Here is an 18,624-nt window from a genome sequence, read left to right as displayed (position 1 = left end):
GATGGTCTTGCGGACCAACGGCAGGCCGACTTTCGAGCCGCCGTAGGCCAGGTTGCGCAGCGACGGCAGTTCGGTCGGGTTGGCTTCCAGCTCGGGGATGATGCGGTCCAGCATGGTCGGCACCACGGTCGCCGTCGTCACGTTCTCGTCGCGGACCAGTCGTACCCACTCGCACGGGTCGAACCTGCGCAGGTAGACGATTTTCCGGCCCGCGTAGAGGTTCGACAGTGCCGCCCCGACGCCGGCGATGTGGTACGGCGGGACGCACACCAGCGCCGCATCCTCGGGGTCGGCGGCCGCAAACTCGACCGTGCCGGTGACGTAGCTGGTCAGGTTGTTGTGCGTGAGCTCGACGGCCTTCGGGCGCGACGTCGTCCCGGAGGTGAACAGTACGATCCCGACCGCGTCGGGATCGGCGAACTCCTCGACCGGATCGGCCGCGCGCGCGGCGGCGAGGAACTCGGCCGAGCGCATCACCTGCTTGCCTGCGCCTTCGACCATGTCGATGTACTCGTCGTCGACGACGACCAGCGGGTACGGCAGCCGGGCCAGCAGCTGCTTCAGACCGTCGGCGCTGAGCCGGTAGTTCAGCGGGGTGAACGGCACCGCCGCCCGCGCCGAGGCGAAGATCAACAACGGAAGCATCGCCCCGCCGGTGCCGACGTACGCGACGTGCTGCCCGCCGGAACCCGCGATGACGGCAGCTCCGCCGCTGGCCAATACGCTCAGATCGGTGGTGGTGAACCGGTCACCCCCGTCGACGACCGCCGTCCGGTCGGGATCACCCGAGACCGCCATCTCGAGCAGCAGTGCAATGCTCAACGACTCAACCCTTCGCTAATCCGCTATATAGTTATATCCTTAGCGTCCGGCCCGAGTCCACTTCACCTTAGGAGCCCCATGAGTACACCCGACATCGCGATCATCGGCGTCGGAATCCACCCGTTCGGCCGGTACGCAGACCGCTCGGCCCTCGAGATGGGCGCGGTCGCGATCGGCCGCGCGCTCATGGACGCCGGCGTGGACTGGTCCGACGTCGGCAGCCTGTACGCGGGCAGCCTCGAGGTCGCCAACCCCGAAGCGATCACCGGATTGGTCGGGATGACCGGAATCCCCGCGCGGGCCACCCTGAGCGGCTGCGCGACCGGCAACTCGCTGCTCACGCTGGCCGCCCGCGACGTCCAGCTCGGTGAGGCCGAGATCGCGGTGGGCGTCGGCCTGGACAAGCACCCGCGCGGCGCGTTCGGCGCGGACCCCGCCGTCGCCGGGCTGCCCCAGTGGTACGGCGATCAGGGCATGTTCCTGACCACCCACTACTTCGGCACCAAGATCATGCGCTACATGCACGACCACGACATCAGCGAGGAGACCCTGGCTCGGGTCGCGGCCAAGAACTTCTCCAACGGCGTACTGGCCGATCACGCCTGGCGGCGCAAGGCCATGAGCGTCGAGACGATCCTGGGCTCCCCGATCGTCAACGCGCCGCTGCGCCAATTCATGTACTGCAACCCCAACGAAGGCGCCGCCGCCGTGGTGGTGTGCCGCGCCGACGTCGCCAAGAAGTACACCGACACCCCCATCTACGTCCGGGCCAGCGAGCTGCGCAGCCGCCGCGACGGCGCCTACGAGCTGCTGCGCACCTCGATAGAACTGCCGATCCGTCCCGGCACCACCGCCGAGGCCGCCCAGGCCGCCTACGAGCAGGCCGGCCTCGGGCCCGAGGACATCGACGTCGCGCAGCTGCAGGACACCGACGCGGGCTCGGAAATCATCCACATGGCCGAGACCGGGCTCTGCAAGGACGGCGAACAGGAGGCGCTGCTGCACGACGGCGCGACCGGGATCGGCGGCCGGTTGCCGATCAACACCGACGGCGGTCTGCTCGCCAACGGCGAACCGGTCGGGGCCTCCGGTCTGCGTCAGGTGTACGAGCTCGTCCACCAGCTGCGCGGCACAGCCGGCGACCGCCAGGTACCCAACAACCCGCGTGTCGGGCTGGCCCAGCTGTACGGGTCGCCGGGTTCCGCCGCCGTGGCGATCCTGTCGAGGTGACGAGCGCGACCGTCGTCATCGACGACGCGCAGATCGACTACACCGACACCGGCGCGGGCAGCCCGGTGGTGTTCGTGCACGGCGCGTACGTCACCGGCGCGCTGTGGGACGACGTCGTCGCGCAGTTGTCCACGGATTACCGGTGCATCGCGCCGACGTGGCCGTTCGGCGCACAGGCCAGGCCGGTCGGCGACCGCGTCGATGTCGAGGTGGTCGCCGCGGGCCGCCGGATCACCGCGCTGCTCGAAGAGTTGGACCTCCGCGACGTGACCCTGGTCGCCAACGACTCCGGCGGCGGTATCTTGTTGTCCGCCTTGGGGATTCTCGGCCTGGACTGGTCGCGGGTGTCACGGTTGGTGTTCACCAACTGTGACAGCTACGAGCATTTCCCGCCGAAGTCGTTCGCACCGCTGGTCAAGCTGTGCCGGCTCAACGCGTTCGCGGGCGGCGCCGTGCTGCGGCTGCTCGCCACCAAGCCCGGCCTAGCGGTGTTCAAACGCGCCGTCACCAACGACGGCATCGCCAAGGACCGCGATACGGCGATCTTCGGCGGCTTCCTGCACTCGGCAGGCGTGCGCCGCGACGCGGTGCGGTTCAGCGCGGCGCTGCACCCCCGGCACACGGCCGCGGCCGCCCCGGCCATCGAGAAGTGGTCCAAGCCGGTGCTGGTGCTGTGGGGCACCCGGGACGGCCTGTTCCCCGTCAGCCATGCCGAACGGCTCGCCAGCGCCTTCCCGAACGCGACGATTCGCCTCGTCGAGGACAGTTCGACTTACGTCATGCTCGACCGCCCCGTCGAAACCGCTTCGGCCATCGCGGCATTCATCGCGGGACGACCGTGACCGGCACCGTCGCCGAATTGCTCGACGAGGCCGCCGCGGCACGGCCGGATCAGCGACTGCTGCTGGACGTCGACGGTGGGGTGCTCACAGTCGCGGACGTGGCGCGCCTTTCGGCCGCGGCGACGAGATGGCTCGCCGATGCCGGTGTGAGTCCGGGGATGACGGTGGCCTGGCAGTTGCCGTCGCACAGCGCGGCCGCAGTCCTCATGCTGACGCTGGCGCGGACCTCGGCGGTGCAGGCGCCGGTGTTGCACCTGTACCGGCAGCGCGAGGTGCGGGCCGCACTCGACGTCGCCGAAGCCGACGTTCTGATCGTCGACTCCTCGACCGCGGTCAACGCCCCGCCCGGCACCCCGCACATCACCTTGCCCGACGACTTCCTCGACGTCCTGCGCCAGACCCCAGAGGGTCCCCTGCCGACCGCGCCGCGCTCGCCGGACGATCCATGCTGGATCTACTTCACCTCCGGCACGACCGGCCGGCCGAAAGGGGTGCGGCACACCGATGCCAGCCTCCTGACCGCGGCGCGCGGATATGTGGCGCAACTCGGGCTCGGTGATCATCCCGACGACGTCGGCACACTCGGCTTCCCGATCGCGCACATCGGCGGAATCATCTACCTCGCAAGCACTCTCATCGGTGCATTCCCCGCAGTGCTGATCCCGAAGATCGATCCCGAGCGACTGCCGCGACAGTTGGCCGCGCACCGGGTCACGATCTCGGGGTCGAGTACTGCGTTCTACCAGATTCTGCTGTCGGCCCAGCTCGCCTCGGGGCAATCCGAGCCGCTGATCCCGTCGCTGCGCATGCTCATCGGCGGCGGCGCGGCCTGCCCTCCCGAACTGCACCGTAAGGTGCGCCGCCACCTCGGCGTCCCGGTCGCACACGCCTACGGGATGACCGAAGCGCCGCTGATCTGTGTGAGCGAGATGAGCGACACCGAGGAGCAGCAGACCAACAGCTGCGGACGTCCGATCCCCGGCGCGCGAGTCCGGATCGGACCGACGGGAGAGATCGAGGCTCGCGGCGCCAACCTCACGATGGGATACGTCGATTCCGAGCAGTGGGCGCAGGCGACGACGCCGGACGGCTGGTTCCGCACCGGCGACACCGGACACCTGCGCGCCGACGGCCGCATCGTGATAACCGGGCGGGTCAAGGACCTGATCATCCGCAAGGGCGAGAACATCTCCCCCGACGAGATCGAGAACGAACTGCTGGCGCACCCGCTGATCGACGAGGTCGCCGTCGTCGGGCTACCCGACGAGGAGCGCGGCGAGCTGGTCTGCGCCATCGTCCGCCGCACGCCCGGGCGCCCCGACCTGACCCTCGGCGAGGTATGCGGCTTCCTCAACGAACGCGAACTGATGAAACAGAAGTGGCCCGAACGGCTCGTCGTCGTCGACGACTTCCCGATGACGGGCTTGGGCAAGATCGCCAAAATTGAGCTTGCACAACAGATCACAGGAGGGCACGGATGAGTGTGCTGAGCGCCGAAGAACGCCAGGAGCTCGCCCAGTCGGTCCGCGCGGCCTGCGAGCGACTGTCGCCCGAGGGCCGGGTGCGAGCAGTGGCCTATGACGGCCGGCAACAGTACCGCGGCTACGACGCCGAATTGTGGCAGGTGCTGTGCGGGCAAGTCGGCGTGGCCGCGATCGGGCTGCCCGAGCGGTTCGGCGGCGCCGGCTACGGCGCCACGGCGATGGGCGTCGTCGCGCACGAACTCGGGCGGGCGCTGGCCCCGGTGCCGTTCATCGCGACTGCCGTGCTCGCGACCAACCTGCTGCTGTCGGTGGACGCCGAGGACAGACTGACGGCGCTGGTCGAGGGTGAGCGCACCGCCGCCGTGGCCCTGACCGGCGATGGCGGGCTGTGGCGCCGCGACCGGGTGACCGTCTCCGCCGATGACGCGAACGGCTGGAGGCTCAACGGCGTTGTCCGCCATGTCCTTCACGGCAGTTCGGCCGACGACCTGATCGTCGTGGCGATCACCGAGGGCGAACTGGCACTGTTCGTTTCGGACGCGACAAGCGAGGGCGTGACGATCGACGAGGAGAAGGTGCTCGACGGCACCCGGCCGATGGCCACCATCACCTTCACCGCCGCGCCCGCCACGTGCCTGTCGAGTGACGGCTCGGTCGGCGACGTCGTCTCCCGCACCGTCGATTTGGCGATGGCGGTGCTGTCCGCCGAACAGGTCGGCACGTGCGAACGCATACTCGAGATCGCCACCGACTACGCCCGCACCCGGGAGCAGTTCAACCGCCCCATCGGCAGTTTCCAGGCCATCAAGCACAAGTGCGCCGACATGCTGCTGAGCCTCGAGTGGGCACGGTCCGCCTCACAAGCCGCCCTGGAGGCTCTCGACGCGGGCCCGGCCGACGAATCCGCCTGGCGGGCCAGCATGGCCAAGGCGGTGTGCTCGGAATCGCTGCGCGACGCCGCGCACGCCAACGTGCAGATCCACGGCGGTATCGGATTCACCTGGGAGGACTCGGCACACCTCTACCTGCGCCGGGCCCGCACCGACGAAGTGCTGTTCGGCAGGCCCGCCGAGCACTGGGAACGGCTGGGATCCGAGGCAGACATACTGTGACATGCCCATCGACCAGTCGGCGCTCGACGTGCTCGTCGCCAAGGACGCCATCCGTGATCTCGTCCTCCAGTACTGCCGCGCGATCGACCGCGGCGACGTCGCCTCGGCGACCTCGCTGTACACCGACGATGCCCTCGACGAACACGGTTTCAACAGCACCAACACCGCTCGCGAGTTCCTGGAGTCACTTCCGGCGATGACCGCGGCACTGGCCGCGACGCAGCACAACCTCACCAACCACCTGATCCGGATCACCGGTCCCGACAGCGCCGAGGGCGAGGCGTATCTGGTCGCCTACCACCGCGCCGAGCGCAGGGGGACCGCTCACCTGCTGATCACCGGTGGCCGCTACCTCGACCGCTACCGCCACGACGGCCGGTGGAAGATCGCGCACCGCAAGTGCGTCGCCGACTGGACCCACGAGTTCTCGACACCGTTGACCGCCCACGCCGACAACGCCGTCGTCGGCGCCATCCCCGAGGGGCGCTCCGACGGCGACGATCCGTCTTACGCGTTCTTCGGCGCGTTCCCACGCGGTCAGCGTTTCTGACGCTCGGATAGCCCGAAGTGCTCGGCGAACCGGGTCATGTATGCCTCGGCCGCCGACGCCGAGATTGCGTCGACGTGCGCGAGGATCCGGGTCGCCCCGGCGTCGGAGACGGCCGCGACGAACGAGTCGAGCGCCGCGAAATCGGTGACAGGCACCGCGACCTGGATTTCGACATCGTTCGGATCGCGACCCGCGTCTTCGAGCAGTCCGCGCAGCCTGTCGATAGAGCGCGCGAGGTCGTCGACTGTCTCGATCGCCGCGGTACGCACCGATGAGGCGACGGCGGCCGGGTTGACCATCGGGCACCACCCGCTGCCGTGCTCGACGACGCGGCGCAGCGTCGCGGGGCTGTTGCCGCCGATCCACAGCGGCGGGTGTGGCTTTCGGACGGGCGCGTCCACGGCCATCTCACCGGAGGCGGCGAATGTCGACCCGGTGACCGGCTCTTCGGGATTCGTCCAGATCCGCCGCAGCGCAGCCAGGTATTCGTCGAACAGGCTGACCCGGTCGTCGAAATTCACACCAAGAGCGGAGAATTCGGAGCGCAGGTAGCCGGCGCCGACGCCGGCGATCAACCGGCCGCCGGACACCTCGTCCAGCGACGTCAGCGTCTTGGCCGTCAGGTAGGGGTTCCGGAACGGCAGCACCCACAGGTGCGTCATCAACCGGATCGTGGTGGTCGCGGCCGCGAAGAACGCCAGCGCCACGGCCGGATCGAACGTCTTGTGCCCGCCGGCGCGACGCCACTTCGCTGACGGCGCAGGGTGATCGGCCAGCGCGATCGCATCGAAGCCCACCGCCTCGGCGTGCGCCGACAGGGCTCGCAGCACCGCAGGCTCACGCAACTCGGGATCGGCCGTGGGTACGTCGCTGGGAAACTCGACGGTGAAGTTCATCAGTAGATCGACCCGGTCGCGCCACCGTCGAGGTGCAGGTTGATTCCGTTGAGGAAGTCGGCGTTCGGGCTGGCGAGCACGGCGACCGCATAGGCGACGTCGCTGATCTGGCCGATCCTGTGCACGGTCTGTCCGGTGCCCTTGAGCACGTATTCGGCGGCCTTGTCGATGTCGTCGCCCCAGCCGCGGCGCTCGGCGAAGGTGTGCAGGAATTCCTTGAGACCCTCGGTCATGATCATCCCCGGCATCACCGTGTTGACCGTGACTCCGGTTCCTTTCAGAGCTTTCGACAGGCCCATGGACATGTTGATCATCGCCGCCTTGGAGGGTCCGTAATCCGGTTGACCGGACGTCGGGATGATGCCCGCCGCGGAGGCGATCTGGATGATGCGACCCCAGTCTTTCTCCTTCATCGCCGGCACCAGCGCATGAATCAGATACCCGGCGGACATCACGTTGCGCTGATAAGTCACACCCCATTCCGAGACGGGCAGCGAAAACCACGACTGGACATTGGTTTCGGAGGCCCCGCCGGCGTTGTTCACCAGGATGTCGATGCCGTCGAACGCCTCGGCTGCGGTGTCGGCGACGTGCGCCGCGCCCTCCTCGGTCGCGAGATCGCCGATCGCGACGGCTGCCTGGCCGCCGTCGGCGCGGATCTGCTCGGCGACCGTTCGGGCGCGCTCGGCATTGCGCCCGTGCACCACCACCGATACGCCCTCGCGAGCCAGGGTGGACGCGATCCCGGCGCCGATTCCGGAGCTGCTGCCGGTGACGAGCGCCCGTTTGCCGTTCAGGTTGAAGTCCATGGGTCTCCCAGGTCGGTCAACTGAATTCCGGGCGCAGTTGCCCGATTGCTTGCCCCGCGGGCAGGCGCTGACTACTCTAGCGAAATAACTAAATGTTTTTCTGTTTAAGTCCACAGATCTCCGAAGGAGCCGCCGTGCCACTGCAGCCCCACATGCAGCTCATCTCGGTCGACGATCACCTGATCGAGCACCCGAAGGTCTGGAGCGACCGGCTCCCGCAGAAGTATCTGGAGGCGGGCCCCAAGATCATCGAGTGGGAGCGCCCGGACAACGGCCAGATGTGCCAGGTCTGGGAGTACGAGGGCCGCATCTACCCCTACATCGGGCTCAATGCGGTGGCGGGCAAGAAGCCCGAGGAGTACGGCATCGAACCGGTGCGCTACGACGACATGATTCCCGGCTGCTACGACCCCAAGGCTCGCGTGGCTGACATGGACATCGACGGGGTGCAGGCGATGACGTGCTTCCCCTCGTTCCCCCGCTTCGCCGGCGCGGTCTTCGCCGAGGGTGAGGACAAGGAGCTCGCGCTGCTGTGTTCGCAGGCCTGGAATGACTTCCACCTCGACGAGTGGGCCGCAACCGCGCCCGACCGGTTCGTGCCGGTATCGATGCTGCCGTTCTGGGATCTCGACGCCAGCATCAAAGAGCTTCACCGCGTCGCCGCGAAGGGCTCGAAATGCGTGACCTTCCCCGACCTGCCGGACCGCCTCGGTCTGCCGTCGCTGCACAGCGACCACTGGGATCCGCTGTGGTCGGCGTTCGAAGAGACCGATCTCGTGCTGGCTCAACACTTCGGCTCCGGCGGCTTCCCGCCGCAGATCGCCTCAGACGCCCCGTTCGCGGTGTTCATCGTGCTGATGGGCACGATCAGCATGGGCGCGCTGACGGACTGGCTGTTCTCCCCCGCCCTGCACAAGCACCCGAAGCTCAAGATCGGCCTGTCCGAAGGCGGAATCGGCTGGATCCCCTACATCCTCGAGCGCTGCGACAGCGTCTGGCGTAAGCACCGCTTCTATCAGAACATCAACCAGGAGGTGCTGCCGAGCGATCTGTTCCGCAAGCACTTTCACGGCTGCTTCATCGAGGACGACTTCGGCGTCGAGGTCCGCGACAAGATCGGCATCGAGAACATCACCTGGGAGTGCGACTACCCCCATTCGGACTCGTACTGGCCGCAGAGCCGCGAGCGCGCCGCCAAGGCGTTCGAGAACGTTCCCGACGACGAAGTGCACCAGATGGTCGAGTTGAACACGCGCAAGCTGTACAACTTCCCCCCGGCGTCATGACCCCGGAGGACGGCGGCCCGGTCGAACAGCTCCCGCTGGACGACTGGGCCGACCAGGATTTGCTGACCAAAGACGAAGCGCACGAACGCCTTCTGACCGAGATCGACCGGACCAAGGCTCGGCTGGCCGAACTCGATGAGAGCTCCCCCGACGACGATGCGGAAGTCACCCTGCTGGCACGCCGACTCAACGCGATGGAGTCCACTCGCGACGAATACGACTCCTACCTTCGCGGGAAGTGACCCCTCCCGCCCGCACGGCCCGGGGTCTCACCAGGGTCGCCACTGACGCGGCGGAGCGCCCCGCGATACTTCCCGAGGGTATCCGGCAAGAGTCAAGAGTTGAGTCGTCAGACGCCCGGCTAGGTCATGTTCATGCCGGCATCGAGCATGAGGGTGGTCCCGGTGTAATAGCGGCCGCTGTCGGATACCAGGAACAACACGGTTTCCGACACGTCCGCCGGTTCGATGATCGGGACCGGCAACGCATTCGTCATCGCCTTCGCGAGATGCTCATGCTTGCTGATCACCTCGAAGAGCCCCGGGTTCTCAACGATCATCGATGTGTTGACGCCGGTCGGTGCGATGGCCATCACCCGGATGTTCTTCACGGCGAGCCGTTGAGCGTAGGCGCGGACAAGGCCGGTGACTCCGATCTTGGCTGCCGCATATGAATCGGCCCCGCCGCTTCCGTCGGTGAGGGCCTTCAGGCCGGCCATCGAGCTCGTCACGACCATCGCGCCACCGCGATCGGACTCCGTCATGTGGGCGCTCGCGATCTGCAAGGTGTTCCACACGCCGGTGAGCATGACGCCGATGCCGAGGTCCCAAGCCGCGACTGGGTCCGGCTCATCGACGCGATTGAGCAGGATTCCAGCGTTGGCCACGACGGTGTCGACATAGCCGAACTCCGCGACACCGTCGTCAAACGCAGCTTGCAGTGCCTTGCGGTCGCGGACGTCAGCCTGCCGGGTGAGCATGCGTCGGCCGGTCTTCTCCACCAGCCTGGCAGTCTCCTCGAGGTCCTCCGGTGTCGCCATCGGATACAACACCTCGTCCAGCTGCCGGCAGATGTCGACGCCGACAATGTCGGCGCCCTCCTCCGCCAGTCGTACCGCGTGGGAGCGCCCCTGTCCTTTTCCGGCTCCGGTGATGAATGCGACGCGCCCGTCCATCGTGCCCATGCCTGTCCCTTCCATAAGTCGGTCGACTCGAGTCCGCGGCTGCCAACTGATCGAGCTACAAGCGGCCGTCGATCATGAGATCGGGGTGCACCCAGTTCGGCGAACGCTTCTCCTTGAACGCAACGAAGCCCTCGAGCGCCTCGGGACCGTCGAGGCTGACTTTCATGCCGATGCGGTCGTAGAGCCCGATGTAGGTGTCAATGCTGGACTTGACGAGCGCACGCGCTTGGGGTGCGGTACGACAGCATTGAGCGAGGACCTCACACGCCGCGGGCAACAGGTCATCGTGGGGCACCACCCGCGAAACGAGGCCCCACTCGAGCGCTTCCTCAGCCGACAGCACGCGACCCGTGAACATCAGATCGCGGGTTCGCACCGGACCGATCAACCGTGCCAGCATGTGGCTGTAGTAGGTGTCGGCGATGCCGCGGTAGAGCTCCGGCACCCGAAACGTCGCCCGCTCGCTGACGACCGCCATGTCACTACAGATGGCGATCTGCAGCCCACCTCCCTGGGCGAGTCCGTTGACGGCTGCGACCACCGGCTTGGCCGACTGGCGCAGCGTGTCGAACGGCGTCACGTCCATACCCATCGTGGCGGCGAAATCCATCCAGTTGTCCGCGGCGCGTTGGCCGAGATCGCCACCGGGGGCGAACACATCGCCGGTACCGGTGATCAGAAGGCCCGCCAGACCTTCGTCTGAGTTCATCCGCTGGATCGCGTACCGAATCCCGAAGTACATCGCCGGCGTCATCGCGTTGCGTGCCTCCGGCCGGTCGAGCACCAGTACAGCGATCGCGCCGTCCCGCTCGAACCGCAAATAGGGAGTGCCCAGCCAATCTCCGTCGGGCGGTTGTGGGCTGACGTCATTCGGCTGAGCCGACATGGCACTCCTTGCTCTGGTCCGGGAACCGATGCGGCGACGATCAGTCGTTGCGCACGGTCCCAGAGATCGGACCGCCCAAATATGGCAGTTCACTGTCGCAGTTGTCAACTGCGCGGTGCCAACACGAATTTCGCTTGCGCGCAGGGGGATTGCCGACAAGGTGGCTACGGTGACGCCCCCAGCGTCAGCGCGAGGGAAATTGCCGAGTCCCCGTATTTCAGGCGAGAAGATCCGGCAGAGCCGCGAACTCGTCGCGGATGAGCTCGTCGAGACCATGCCCCGCGGTAGCCAGCCACGCCCGGATCGCGCGTTCGAGCAGCATCATGCCGACGGCGGCAAGCAACCGGCACGCATGATCGGGAGAATCCAACCCGCGCCGCTGGGCGATCACCTCCGCCACGGTTTCGGCGTTGTCAGCATGGTTCTGCTGTTCCCTGCCGCGCAGGACAAACGAAGAAGCGACTGCTTCGTGATACTGCGCAATGCGCTGCCGACTCCTCTTGAGCCCCGGCGCGAGGATCGCGAACGATTCAGCCATCGCATGGTAGTCCGACAAGTGTTCGTCTTGCGCGAGATAGACGCCGCTGAACGAATGAATGAAGCTGTACTCACCCGAGAACAGCACCGATTCCTTGGTCGGGAAGTACCGGAAGAAGGTCCGCGGAGAGACGCCGGCCGCTTCAGCGATCTCGTCGGTAGTCGTTTGATCGTAACCCTGGGCACTGAACAGGTTCATCGCCGCATCGAGCAATGCGGTGCGCGTTCGCGCCGCATGCTCGTTGCGCGGAGAGCGGTCGCCACGCGCCACCAGCCACTTCCTTTCCGCTCACTCGACACCTGACCGTACAACGACTATCGATACGTCGTCGGCCGTACACCACGCACTCCGGCGTCAGCCGGTCGAACGTGTGTTGTTTCGACCCTCCTCTTGACACTGAAGACAGTATGACAGTTAACTGTCAACACCTGATACCTGCGGGACAACGGACGCGCACCGGGGCGCCTGATGGGGTGTCAGTTGCTCTCGTCGCCGAGCGACATGCTCAGCGCCCGGGTCAGAACTTCCAGCATCAAATCGGCGCTGTCGTAATCGGTGTCGACACTCGGCGTGGTCAAGGTCAGTTCGGCCAGCCGGCCGAGGACGGATAGGAAGATGGCTGCGCCCACCCGAATGTCGACCCCGCGCGGAAAGCCCGAACGAATGAGCAGCGCAGTGGCAGCTGCCTGGAACGGCCCCATTCCCGCGCTGACTGCGTCGGCCAGCTGCCGATTCAGTCCACCGTCGTACCACGTCTGGATGACGCTTCCGTAGGCGCGGTGGAATCGAACGTATCGACCAAGCCAGGCGTGCAACGATTCTCGAGTGAATCCATGGTCTGCGAGACTTTGGAGGTCGGCAGCGAGACCGGAGCCCTCGACGACCGCCCATTCCGTAAGCTCAGACAGAATCGCGACCTTGGTCCGGAAGTGCCGGTACAGAGTCGCCCGGCTGACGTTCGACGCCGAAGCGATGTCGTCCATCGCCACGGCGTAGTAGCCGCGATCGGCGAACAGTGCCGAGGCCGCCGCGACGATATCGGAGCGGATGGGTGACACGGGCGCAGGTGGCGCGGGGGTAGCCGGCGCCGCCCGCGCTACCGATGTGGTCGGCGTCGAACCAGTTGCAGGGCCTACGGTCTCAAGCACAGCGGGCGGCGTATCGGGAAACAACAACAACTGCAGCGCCACCGTCAGAGAGGCGGTCACGGCATCGGCGCTCGGCAGGTCCCACATGCCGCGGTACCGGTAGAGGTTGACCATGTGCGCGATTCGGACGACCGCGGCGGCTACGTCCTCAGGCGGGACGGCCCCCAAGTCGGCAGTGCGCGTACGGTCGAGCACCCTCGACACATACTGATCTGAGATGAAATCGGTCGTCTCGAAGCCGGCCGAAGGTCCCAGACCCGGAAATCCCAGCAGCACCACCGCATGCTCTTCATAGAGCTCGACCCACTGTTCGAGCCAGTCGAACAGGTTTCGTATCCCGTCCACGTCGGGACCAAGCGGTCCCAGCCGGCTTGCGTGGTCGAGCACAGCGGGCAGGCACTCTGCGGCCAGTTCCCGGTAGATGCCTTCCTTGTCCTCGAAGTACTGGTACACCGTGGCACGCGAACCGCCGGCCGCCCTGGCGATGGCGTCAATGGACGTACCGTGAAACCCCCGTTCCAGGAACAGCCGGGCGGCGCTACGCACGATGGACTGCCGGGTGTGCAGGCCGCGGCGTCCCAATTCGACGTTCGCGGGTGCGTAACCCGCGCGACGGACCTTCTCCGGCTCGTACATGACGCTCACATGATGACCCGTCCAGATCTCGCGGGCGCCGTTACCCGCCGGATTCGTCGACGGGCAGATTGCGCCGGGCCTTGCCGCGGTATCCGAAGAAGCGTTCGAAGTTGTCGTCGTTGATCGGCTGCGCGGAATTGCGCCGAACGGCAGCGCGCAGCCCCTCCAGTCGCCGCCGAGCCTTCTCCAGCTCGCTGCCGTCGCCGTGTTCGGCCAGTTCAGCGACCTGGCGTTCGGCGGCGGCGATCTCGATCCGCAGCCGCTCCCCCGCTTCGCCGAAGGTCAGCAGATCGTGGTCGTCTTCCGCGAGCTTCTCCCGCTCGGGCGCAGGCTGTTCTGTCACGCAACTCTCCTTGCTTTACGGATATGGCACACCTCATATAGTGTGAGACGACGCGTCAGAACTCAAGACACGCCGTCAGAAAGGTCATGGCTATGCCGTTGCGCGATGAGCATCAGATCGTTTCCGTGGACGACCACCTGGTCGAACATCCCCGCGTGTGGCAGGACCGCCTGCCGGAGAAGTTCCGCGAGGCGGGTCCGCGCATCATCGAGAAGGACGGGATGCACCTGTGGAGCTATGACGGGGAGATCTTCCCCACCATCGGCTTGAATGCCGTCGCCGGCAAGCCGCCCGAGGAGTGGGGGCTCGATCCGGTGCGCTACGAGGACATGATCCCCGGCTGTTACGACCCCGTGGCGCGGATCGCCGATATGGATCTCGACGGAGTGCAGGCTGCGTTGTGCTTCCCGTCGTTCCCCGGTTTCGCCGGCGGCACCTTCCAACGCGCCGCCGACAAGGAATTGGCGTTGTTGTGCGTCAAGGCCTGGAACGATTTCTACATCGATGAATGGTGTGCAACCGCACCCGAGCGGTACATCCCGTTGGCGATCCTGCCGACCTGGGATATCGATGCGTGTGTCGCCGAAGCCCAACGCGTGGCGTCCAAAGGGGCCCGCACGGTCTCCTTCCCGGACAGCCCAGTGCCGCTGGGTTTGCCGTCGTTCCACTCCGACCACTGGGACCCGCTGTGGAAGGTGTGCAGTGAAGCCCGTATGCCGGTGTCGCTGCACTTCGGTTCCGGCTCATACGTTCCCGGCTTCTCGTTCTCCTCGGTCAAGCCGATTCCCGGACAGCTCTTCGTTCCGGACGCCCCCTTCGCGGTCGCCACGGCGCTGTTCTCCACCAACCTGATGTGGACGACGGTCGACCTGCTGCTCTCCGGCAAGCTGCAGCAGTTCCCCGACTTGCAGTTCTCTCTGGCCGAGGGCGGGATCGGTTGGGTGCCCTACATCCTCGAACGTACTGACTACGTGTGGGAACGCCACCGTTACTACCAGTCGATCGACTTCGACACCAGGCCCTCGGATCTGTTTCGGAAGCACTTCTGGGGCTGCTTCATCGACGACGAACACGGGCTGACCAACCGTCACCAGATCGGCGTCGACCGGATCATGCTGGAAATCGATTTCCCGCATTCGGATTCGAACTGGCCGAATTCGCGCAAGCGCGCCGCGGAGGTTCTCGCCGGCGTGCCCGACGAGGAATGCGCGTTGATCGTCGAGGAGAACGCCCGGCGCATGTTGAACTTCCCCCGCGTGGCGGCAAGCGAGCCTGCGCTGGTGAGCTGAACGCAGCAGCCCTTGTGTGCCCGTTGTCGCCGTCGGCGGTAACGGGCCCAACCTTCGCACGCTTGAAAGGGCGGCAAGGTCCGGCTCCGCGAGCCCGGCGTCACCGTTTGCTCTTCCCGGAAAAGCGCCTTGCTCGACGGCTGGACCTGTGCCTACACTACCCCTAAATAACTAAACATTTGTCGGTTTAGGCTATCGTATGGCTTTCGGGTAGCCCACGACTCAACGCGATGGATCGGTTCTTGACGAAAACGGCACATACCTCGCAGTCACCGGACATGTCGAGAGTCTCGGAGTCGTCCGAGGACATCGCAGCACTCCGGTCGCAGTTCCGCGCATTCTTGGAGAACGCACCCAAACCGCCGGGGCTTCGAAACTACGGACCGACACCGACCGCCGACGACATAGAGCCCGGCCGCGCTTGGCACAAGTACCTGGCGGCCAACGGTTACGTGTGTCTGCACTGGCCCGTCGAACACGGCGGCGTCGACGCCTCGGTGGCCTTTCAGGCCGCGTTCGCCGAAGAATGCGCGCGGGCGGGGGTCCCCCGTCAACTCGCCATCACCGCAATCGATCTCGTCGGCCCGGTGCTGATCAAGTTCGGCACCGACGAACAGAAGGCGCGGTATCTGGAGCCGATCAGGCTCGGCGACGACGTCTGGACGCAGTTGTTCAGCGAGCCGGGCGCCGGCTCGGACCTCGCGGGTGTGCGCACCAAGGCCGAGAAAACGCCGACGGGGTGGCGCATCAACGGCCAGAAGGTGTGGAGTTCGGCGGCCAACTCGGCCGAGTTCGGACTGTTGCTCGCCCGAACGGGGCCGGAATCCCATCGCGGATTGAGCATGTTCATCGTCCCGATGGACGCCGAGGGCGTGTCGGTGCGCCCACTGCAGCAGATGGACGGCGAGAGCAAGTTCAACGAGGTGTTTTTCGACAATGCCGAATTGGCCGATGATGCGCTGATCGGCGAGCCCGGGCAGGGCTGGACGATTGCGATCATGACGCTCGGCCGCGAGCGGTTGACGTTGGGTTCACAGGCCGTCGCGATGTTCAAACTGCACGAGAAGATGGTCGCGGCGGCGAAGGCCAGGGATGCGCTGGACCCGGTGCTGCGTCGGTCGATGGTCAAACTCTGGGCGCGGATGTGGCTGCTGCGCTACACGTGGCAGCGCGCCATCGACGAAGGTGACACCACGTCGGCGGCGTTCTCGGTGCTCAAGCTGATGACCTCGGAGACTGACCGCGATCTCGGTGACATGGCCACCGAGGTGCTCGGCACCGACGCCTGCATCGATCCCGGCGAAGGCTCGGAGGACGCCGAACTGGTGCGGGCGATGCTCGTCGGCCGCGCGCAGACCATTCTCGGCGGCACCAGCGAGATCCAGCGCAACATCCTGGGTGAACGGGTACTCGGTCTGCCCAAAGAACCCCGGTGAGGGCTGTTCTGCGCGGACACGTGCGGCCGGGAATGACGGTGGCACTGGGTGACGGCGTCGGTGCATTGAGAACTGCCGACGACGGCACCTCGGTCTGTGCGTCAATTTCCGCACTGGCCGCGGAACTCGGCGATATCCGGTTGATCGTGGGGTGGTTGACCGCGCCACTGGACGGACTGACCCCCGAGGCATTCAGTGAGGTCGTTGCCTTGATGCCGGGGTGGGGGGTGCGTGACATCCTGACCGCACCCAATGCCCGTTTCGTTCCCGTCCGGCTGAGCGCCATCCCGGCGCTGCTGCGCGACACCCTGCGCCCGGACGTGCTGGTCACCCGGTTGGTCGAGGACCATGGGCAGTATTTCTTCGCAACCGAAGTGTCGTGGCAACGCGAACTCGTCGAGGCGGGTGTACCGGTGCTGGGCATCGTCGGCGACGGGCCTGGCGCGGACGCCGGTCCCCCGTTGCCCGGTGTGCAGGTGATCGGCCGCTGCGGCGACGCACCGTTGGCGACAGCAGCACGGGCGGCCGAACCGGTCCACGAAGCGCTCGCCGACGCGGTGCTCGAGTTCGTCCCGCAAGACGCGCGGTTACAGTACGGGCCCGGCCAGTTGGGCACCGCGCTGCTGGACCGCATCCGCCAGCCCGTCGCCGTCGACACCGGGTTGTTGACCGATGCGGTCGTCGGCCTGGAGCGGCGCGGCCTGCTGGCCGAAACACCTTCGGCCACATACCTTCTCGGTACCGAGGAACTGTATGCGTGGGCCGACGGCCGGCCGATTCTGCGGGGCATCGACTACACGCACAACCTCACCCGGCTCTCCCGCGGCGCCCCGCTGATTGCGGTCAACACCGCGATCGAGATCGACCCCTTCGGCCAGGTCAACGTCGAAGGCGTCGGCGACAAGATCGTCGGAGGAATCGGCGGCCATCCGGACTACTGCGCCGCCGCCGCGATGAGCCGGGGTGGCCTGTCGATCATCGCGGTCCCGTCGTCGGTCAACGGCCGCTCCCCCTATGTCGAGCGACTGAGCAGGCCGGCGTCGACGCCCGCACACGACGTCGATCTGATCGTCACCGAGAAGGGCCACGCCGATCTGCGCGGCGCCGACTGGGACCAACGCCGCCGACTGATCGCGGCACTGTTCGAGTGAAAGGATATGCATGACAGGCGCATTGGCCGGACGAGTCGTGCTGGTGACCGGCGGAGGTCGCGGCATCGGGCGTGGACACTGCCTGGCGCTCGCCGCCCACGGCGCCGCGGTGGTGGTCAACGACCCCGGCGTCGGACGTGACGGCACCGCCGGCGACGCTGGCCCCGCGGCAGAGGTCGTCGCCGAGATCGAGGCCAGCGGCGGTAAGGCGGTGGCGCACACCGGTTCCGTCGCCTCCTGGGACGACGTCGCCGACATGGTGCGCACCGCGGTGGATACCTTCGGCACGTTGACCGGCGTGGTCAACAACGCCGGCATCGTGCGCGACGCCATGGTGGCCAACGCCACGGAGGCCGACTGGGACGCCGTCATCGCGGTGCACCTCAAGGGCACCTTCGCCGTCACCAAGCACGCGTGCGAATACTGGCGGGCCCAATCCAAGGCCGGCAACCAGATCGACGCGCGCATCGTCAACACCGTGTCGGGTGCCGGGCTGTGGGGCAACGTCGGCCAGAGCGCATACGGCGCAGCGAAAGCCGCTATCGCGAACCTCACGGTGGTCACGGCGATGGAGGGACGGCGCTACGGCGTGGTCGCCAACGCGATCTCACCCCTGGCTGTCACCAGGATCAGCGAGGACTTCTTCTCCGGTGACCGCGCCGCCGACCCGGCGCTCGACCCCGCCCGCAGCTCGGAAGTCGTGGCGTGGTTGCAGTCGGCCGAGTCGGCGTGGCTGACCGGCCAGATCCTGCGTATCGACGGCCACAAGCTCAGCCGCATCGAGGGCTTCACCGAGGCGCCGGGGCGGTATCACGCCAAAGACGGTGCGTCGCTAGACTTCTCCGAGATCGGGCAGGCCGTCAGCTGGCTCTACGGAACCACACCACGTGGGCTGGCGGGCCCGCTACCGCCGGGGTGATTTTCTCCGGGCGAGCAGACGCGAAGTGACCCGAAATCCGCGAGATTGGGGGCAGTTTGCGTCT

19 protein-coding genes are annotated in these 18,624 nt (G+C 66.7%); 11 read left to right on the top strand and 8 right to left on the bottom strand.

The window, feature by feature from the left end; genetic code table 11:
* On the bottom strand, positions 1-822 hold an 822-nt coding region (locus A5698_RS10965; protein ID WP_197506741.1), incomplete at its 3' end, for an AMP-binding protein.
* A gap of 78 nt (positions 823-900) precedes the next feature.
* On the opposite strand from A5698_RS10965, the gene A5698_RS10960 reads away from it, so the two are divergent.
* Genes A5698_RS10960 through A5698_RS10940 form a run of 5 tightly spaced genes read left to right on the top strand, consistent with a single transcriptional unit; the run spans position 901 to position 6,040 of the window.
* The gene (locus A5698_RS10960; RefSeq protein WP_068296362.1) at positions 901-2,052 is read left to right on the top strand and encodes a thiolase family protein; all 1,152 of its coding nucleotides are present in this window, start codon (positions 901-903) and stop codon (positions 2,050-2,052) included.
* A complete protein-coding gene (locus tag A5698_RS10955; protein ID WP_068296359.1) occupies positions 2,049-2,894 on the top strand; it encodes an alpha/beta fold hydrolase in 846 nt (281 codons plus the stop codon). The genes A5698_RS10960 and A5698_RS10955 overlap by 4 nt, the downstream gene beginning before the upstream one ends.
* Complete coding sequence (locus A5698_RS10950; RefSeq protein ID WP_068296356.1) at positions 2,891-4,375, top strand: class I adenylate-forming enzyme family protein; 1,485 nt, start codon at positions 2,891-2,893, stop codon at positions 4,373-4,375. The genes A5698_RS10955 and A5698_RS10950 overlap by 4 nt, the downstream gene beginning before the upstream one ends.
* Positions 4,372-5,490, top strand: a complete 1,119-nt coding sequence (locus tag A5698_RS10945) for an acyl-CoA dehydrogenase family protein (RefSeq protein WP_068296353.1) — start codon at positions 4,372-4,374, stop codon at positions 5,488-5,490. The genes A5698_RS10950 and A5698_RS10945 overlap by 4 nt, the downstream gene beginning before the upstream one ends.
* Position 5,491: 1 nt before the next feature.
* Positions 5,492-6,040, top strand: a complete 549-nt coding sequence (locus tag A5698_RS10940) for a nuclear transport factor 2 family protein (RefSeq protein ID WP_068296349.1) — start codon at positions 5,492-5,494, stop codon at positions 6,038-6,040.
* Here A5698_RS10940 and A5698_RS10935 read toward each other — a convergent pair.
* On the bottom strand, positions 6,028-6,936 hold the full coding sequence (locus A5698_RS10935) for a TIGR03619 family F420-dependent LLM class oxidoreductase (RefSeq protein ID WP_068296346.1): 909 nt from the start codon (positions 6,934-6,936) through the stop codon (positions 6,028-6,030). The two genes, A5698_RS10940 and A5698_RS10935, sit on opposite strands and share 13 nt — an antisense overlap.
* Entirely contained in the window at positions 6,936-7,745 is an 810-nt protein-coding gene (locus A5698_RS10930; RefSeq protein ID WP_068296343.1) for an SDR family NAD(P)-dependent oxidoreductase, read from the bottom strand. Before A5698_RS10930 ends, A5698_RS10935 begins: the two co-directional genes overlap by 1 nt.
* 134 nt (positions 7,746-7,879) lie before the next feature.
* On the opposite strand from A5698_RS10930, the gene A5698_RS10925 reads away from it, so the two are divergent.
* Positions 7,880-9,031, top strand: a complete 1,152-nt coding sequence (locus A5698_RS10925; protein WP_197506740.1) for an amidohydrolase family protein — start codon at positions 7,880-7,882, stop codon at positions 9,029-9,031.
* Positions 9,028-9,273 (top strand): hypothetical protein, encoded by a 246-nt coding sequence (locus A5698_RS10920; protein WP_068296336.1) that lies wholly within the window; start codon positions 9,028-9,030, stop codon positions 9,271-9,273. Before A5698_RS10925 ends, A5698_RS10920 begins: the two co-directional genes overlap by 4 nt.
* A gap of 119 nt (positions 9,274-9,392) precedes the next feature.
* Here A5698_RS10920 and A5698_RS10915 read toward each other — a convergent pair whose 3' ends face one another.
* The 5 genes from A5698_RS10915 to A5698_RS10895 form a co-directional block, all read right to left on the bottom strand.
* Positions 9,393-10,214: a mycofactocin-coupled SDR family oxidoreductase gene (locus tag A5698_RS10915; protein WP_068296334.1), complete on the bottom strand. Its 822-nt coding sequence runs from the start codon at positions 10,212-10,214 to the stop codon at positions 9,393-9,395.
* Positions 10,215-10,269: 55 nt separating this feature from the next.
* Positions 10,270-11,100 carry an enoyl-CoA hydratase/isomerase family protein gene (locus A5698_RS10910; protein WP_068296331.1) on the bottom strand — a complete coding sequence of 277 codons (831 nt, stop codon included), beginning with the start codon at positions 11,098-11,100 and terminating at the stop codon, positions 10,270-10,272.
* Between the two features lie 217 nt (positions 11,101-11,317).
* Positions 11,318-11,908 (bottom strand): TetR family transcriptional regulator, encoded by a 591-nt coding sequence (locus A5698_RS10905; RefSeq protein ID WP_068296329.1) that lies wholly within the window; start codon positions 11,906-11,908, stop codon positions 11,318-11,320.
* Positions 11,909-12,114: 206 nt separating this feature from the next.
* Positions 12,115-13,422, bottom strand: coding sequence for a TetR/AcrR family transcriptional regulator (locus A5698_RS10900; RefSeq protein WP_068296326.1), 1,308 nt, complete (start codon positions 13,420-13,422; stop codon positions 12,115-12,117).
* A gap of 40 nt (positions 13,423-13,462) precedes the next feature.
* Positions 13,463-13,765, bottom strand: a complete 303-nt coding sequence (locus A5698_RS10895) for an acyl-CoA synthetase (RefSeq protein ID WP_068296324.1) — start codon at positions 13,763-13,765, stop codon at positions 13,463-13,465.
* Positions 13,766-13,857: 92 nt separating this feature from the next.
* On the opposite strand from A5698_RS10895, the gene A5698_RS10890 reads away from it, so the two are divergent.
* The 4 genes from A5698_RS10890 (at position 13,858) to A5698_RS10875 (ending at position 18,560) form a co-directional block, all read left to right on the top strand.
* On the top strand, positions 13,858-15,054 hold the full coding sequence (locus A5698_RS10890; protein ID WP_068296322.1) for an amidohydrolase family protein: 1,197 nt from the start codon (positions 13,858-13,860) through the stop codon (positions 15,052-15,054).
* A gap of 278 nt (positions 15,055-15,332) precedes the next feature.
* Complete coding sequence (locus tag A5698_RS10885) at positions 15,333-16,490, top strand: acyl-CoA dehydrogenase family protein (protein WP_068296367.1); 1,158 nt, start codon at positions 15,333-15,335, stop codon at positions 16,488-16,490.
* Between the two features lie 32 nt (positions 16,491-16,522).
* Positions 16,523-17,641, top strand: coding sequence for an acetyl-CoA hydrolase/transferase C-terminal domain-containing protein (locus tag A5698_RS10880; RefSeq protein WP_068296317.1), 1,119 nt, complete (start codon positions 16,523-16,525; stop codon positions 17,639-17,641).
* 10 nt (positions 17,642-17,651) lie between these two features.
* A complete protein-coding gene (locus A5698_RS10875; protein ID WP_197506739.1) occupies positions 17,652-18,560 on the top strand; it encodes an SDR family NAD(P)-dependent oxidoreductase in 909 nt (302 codons plus the stop codon).
* Positions 18,561-18,624: the final 64 nt, after the last annotated feature.

This window comes from Mycobacterium sp. E136 (assembly GCF_001666865.1).
GTDB lineage: Bacteria > Actinomycetota > Actinomycetes > Mycobacteriales > Mycobacteriaceae > Mycobacterium.
The sequence above is the reverse complement of the archived record's forward strand: the minus strand, read 5'-3'. Positions and strand labels throughout refer to the sequence as shown.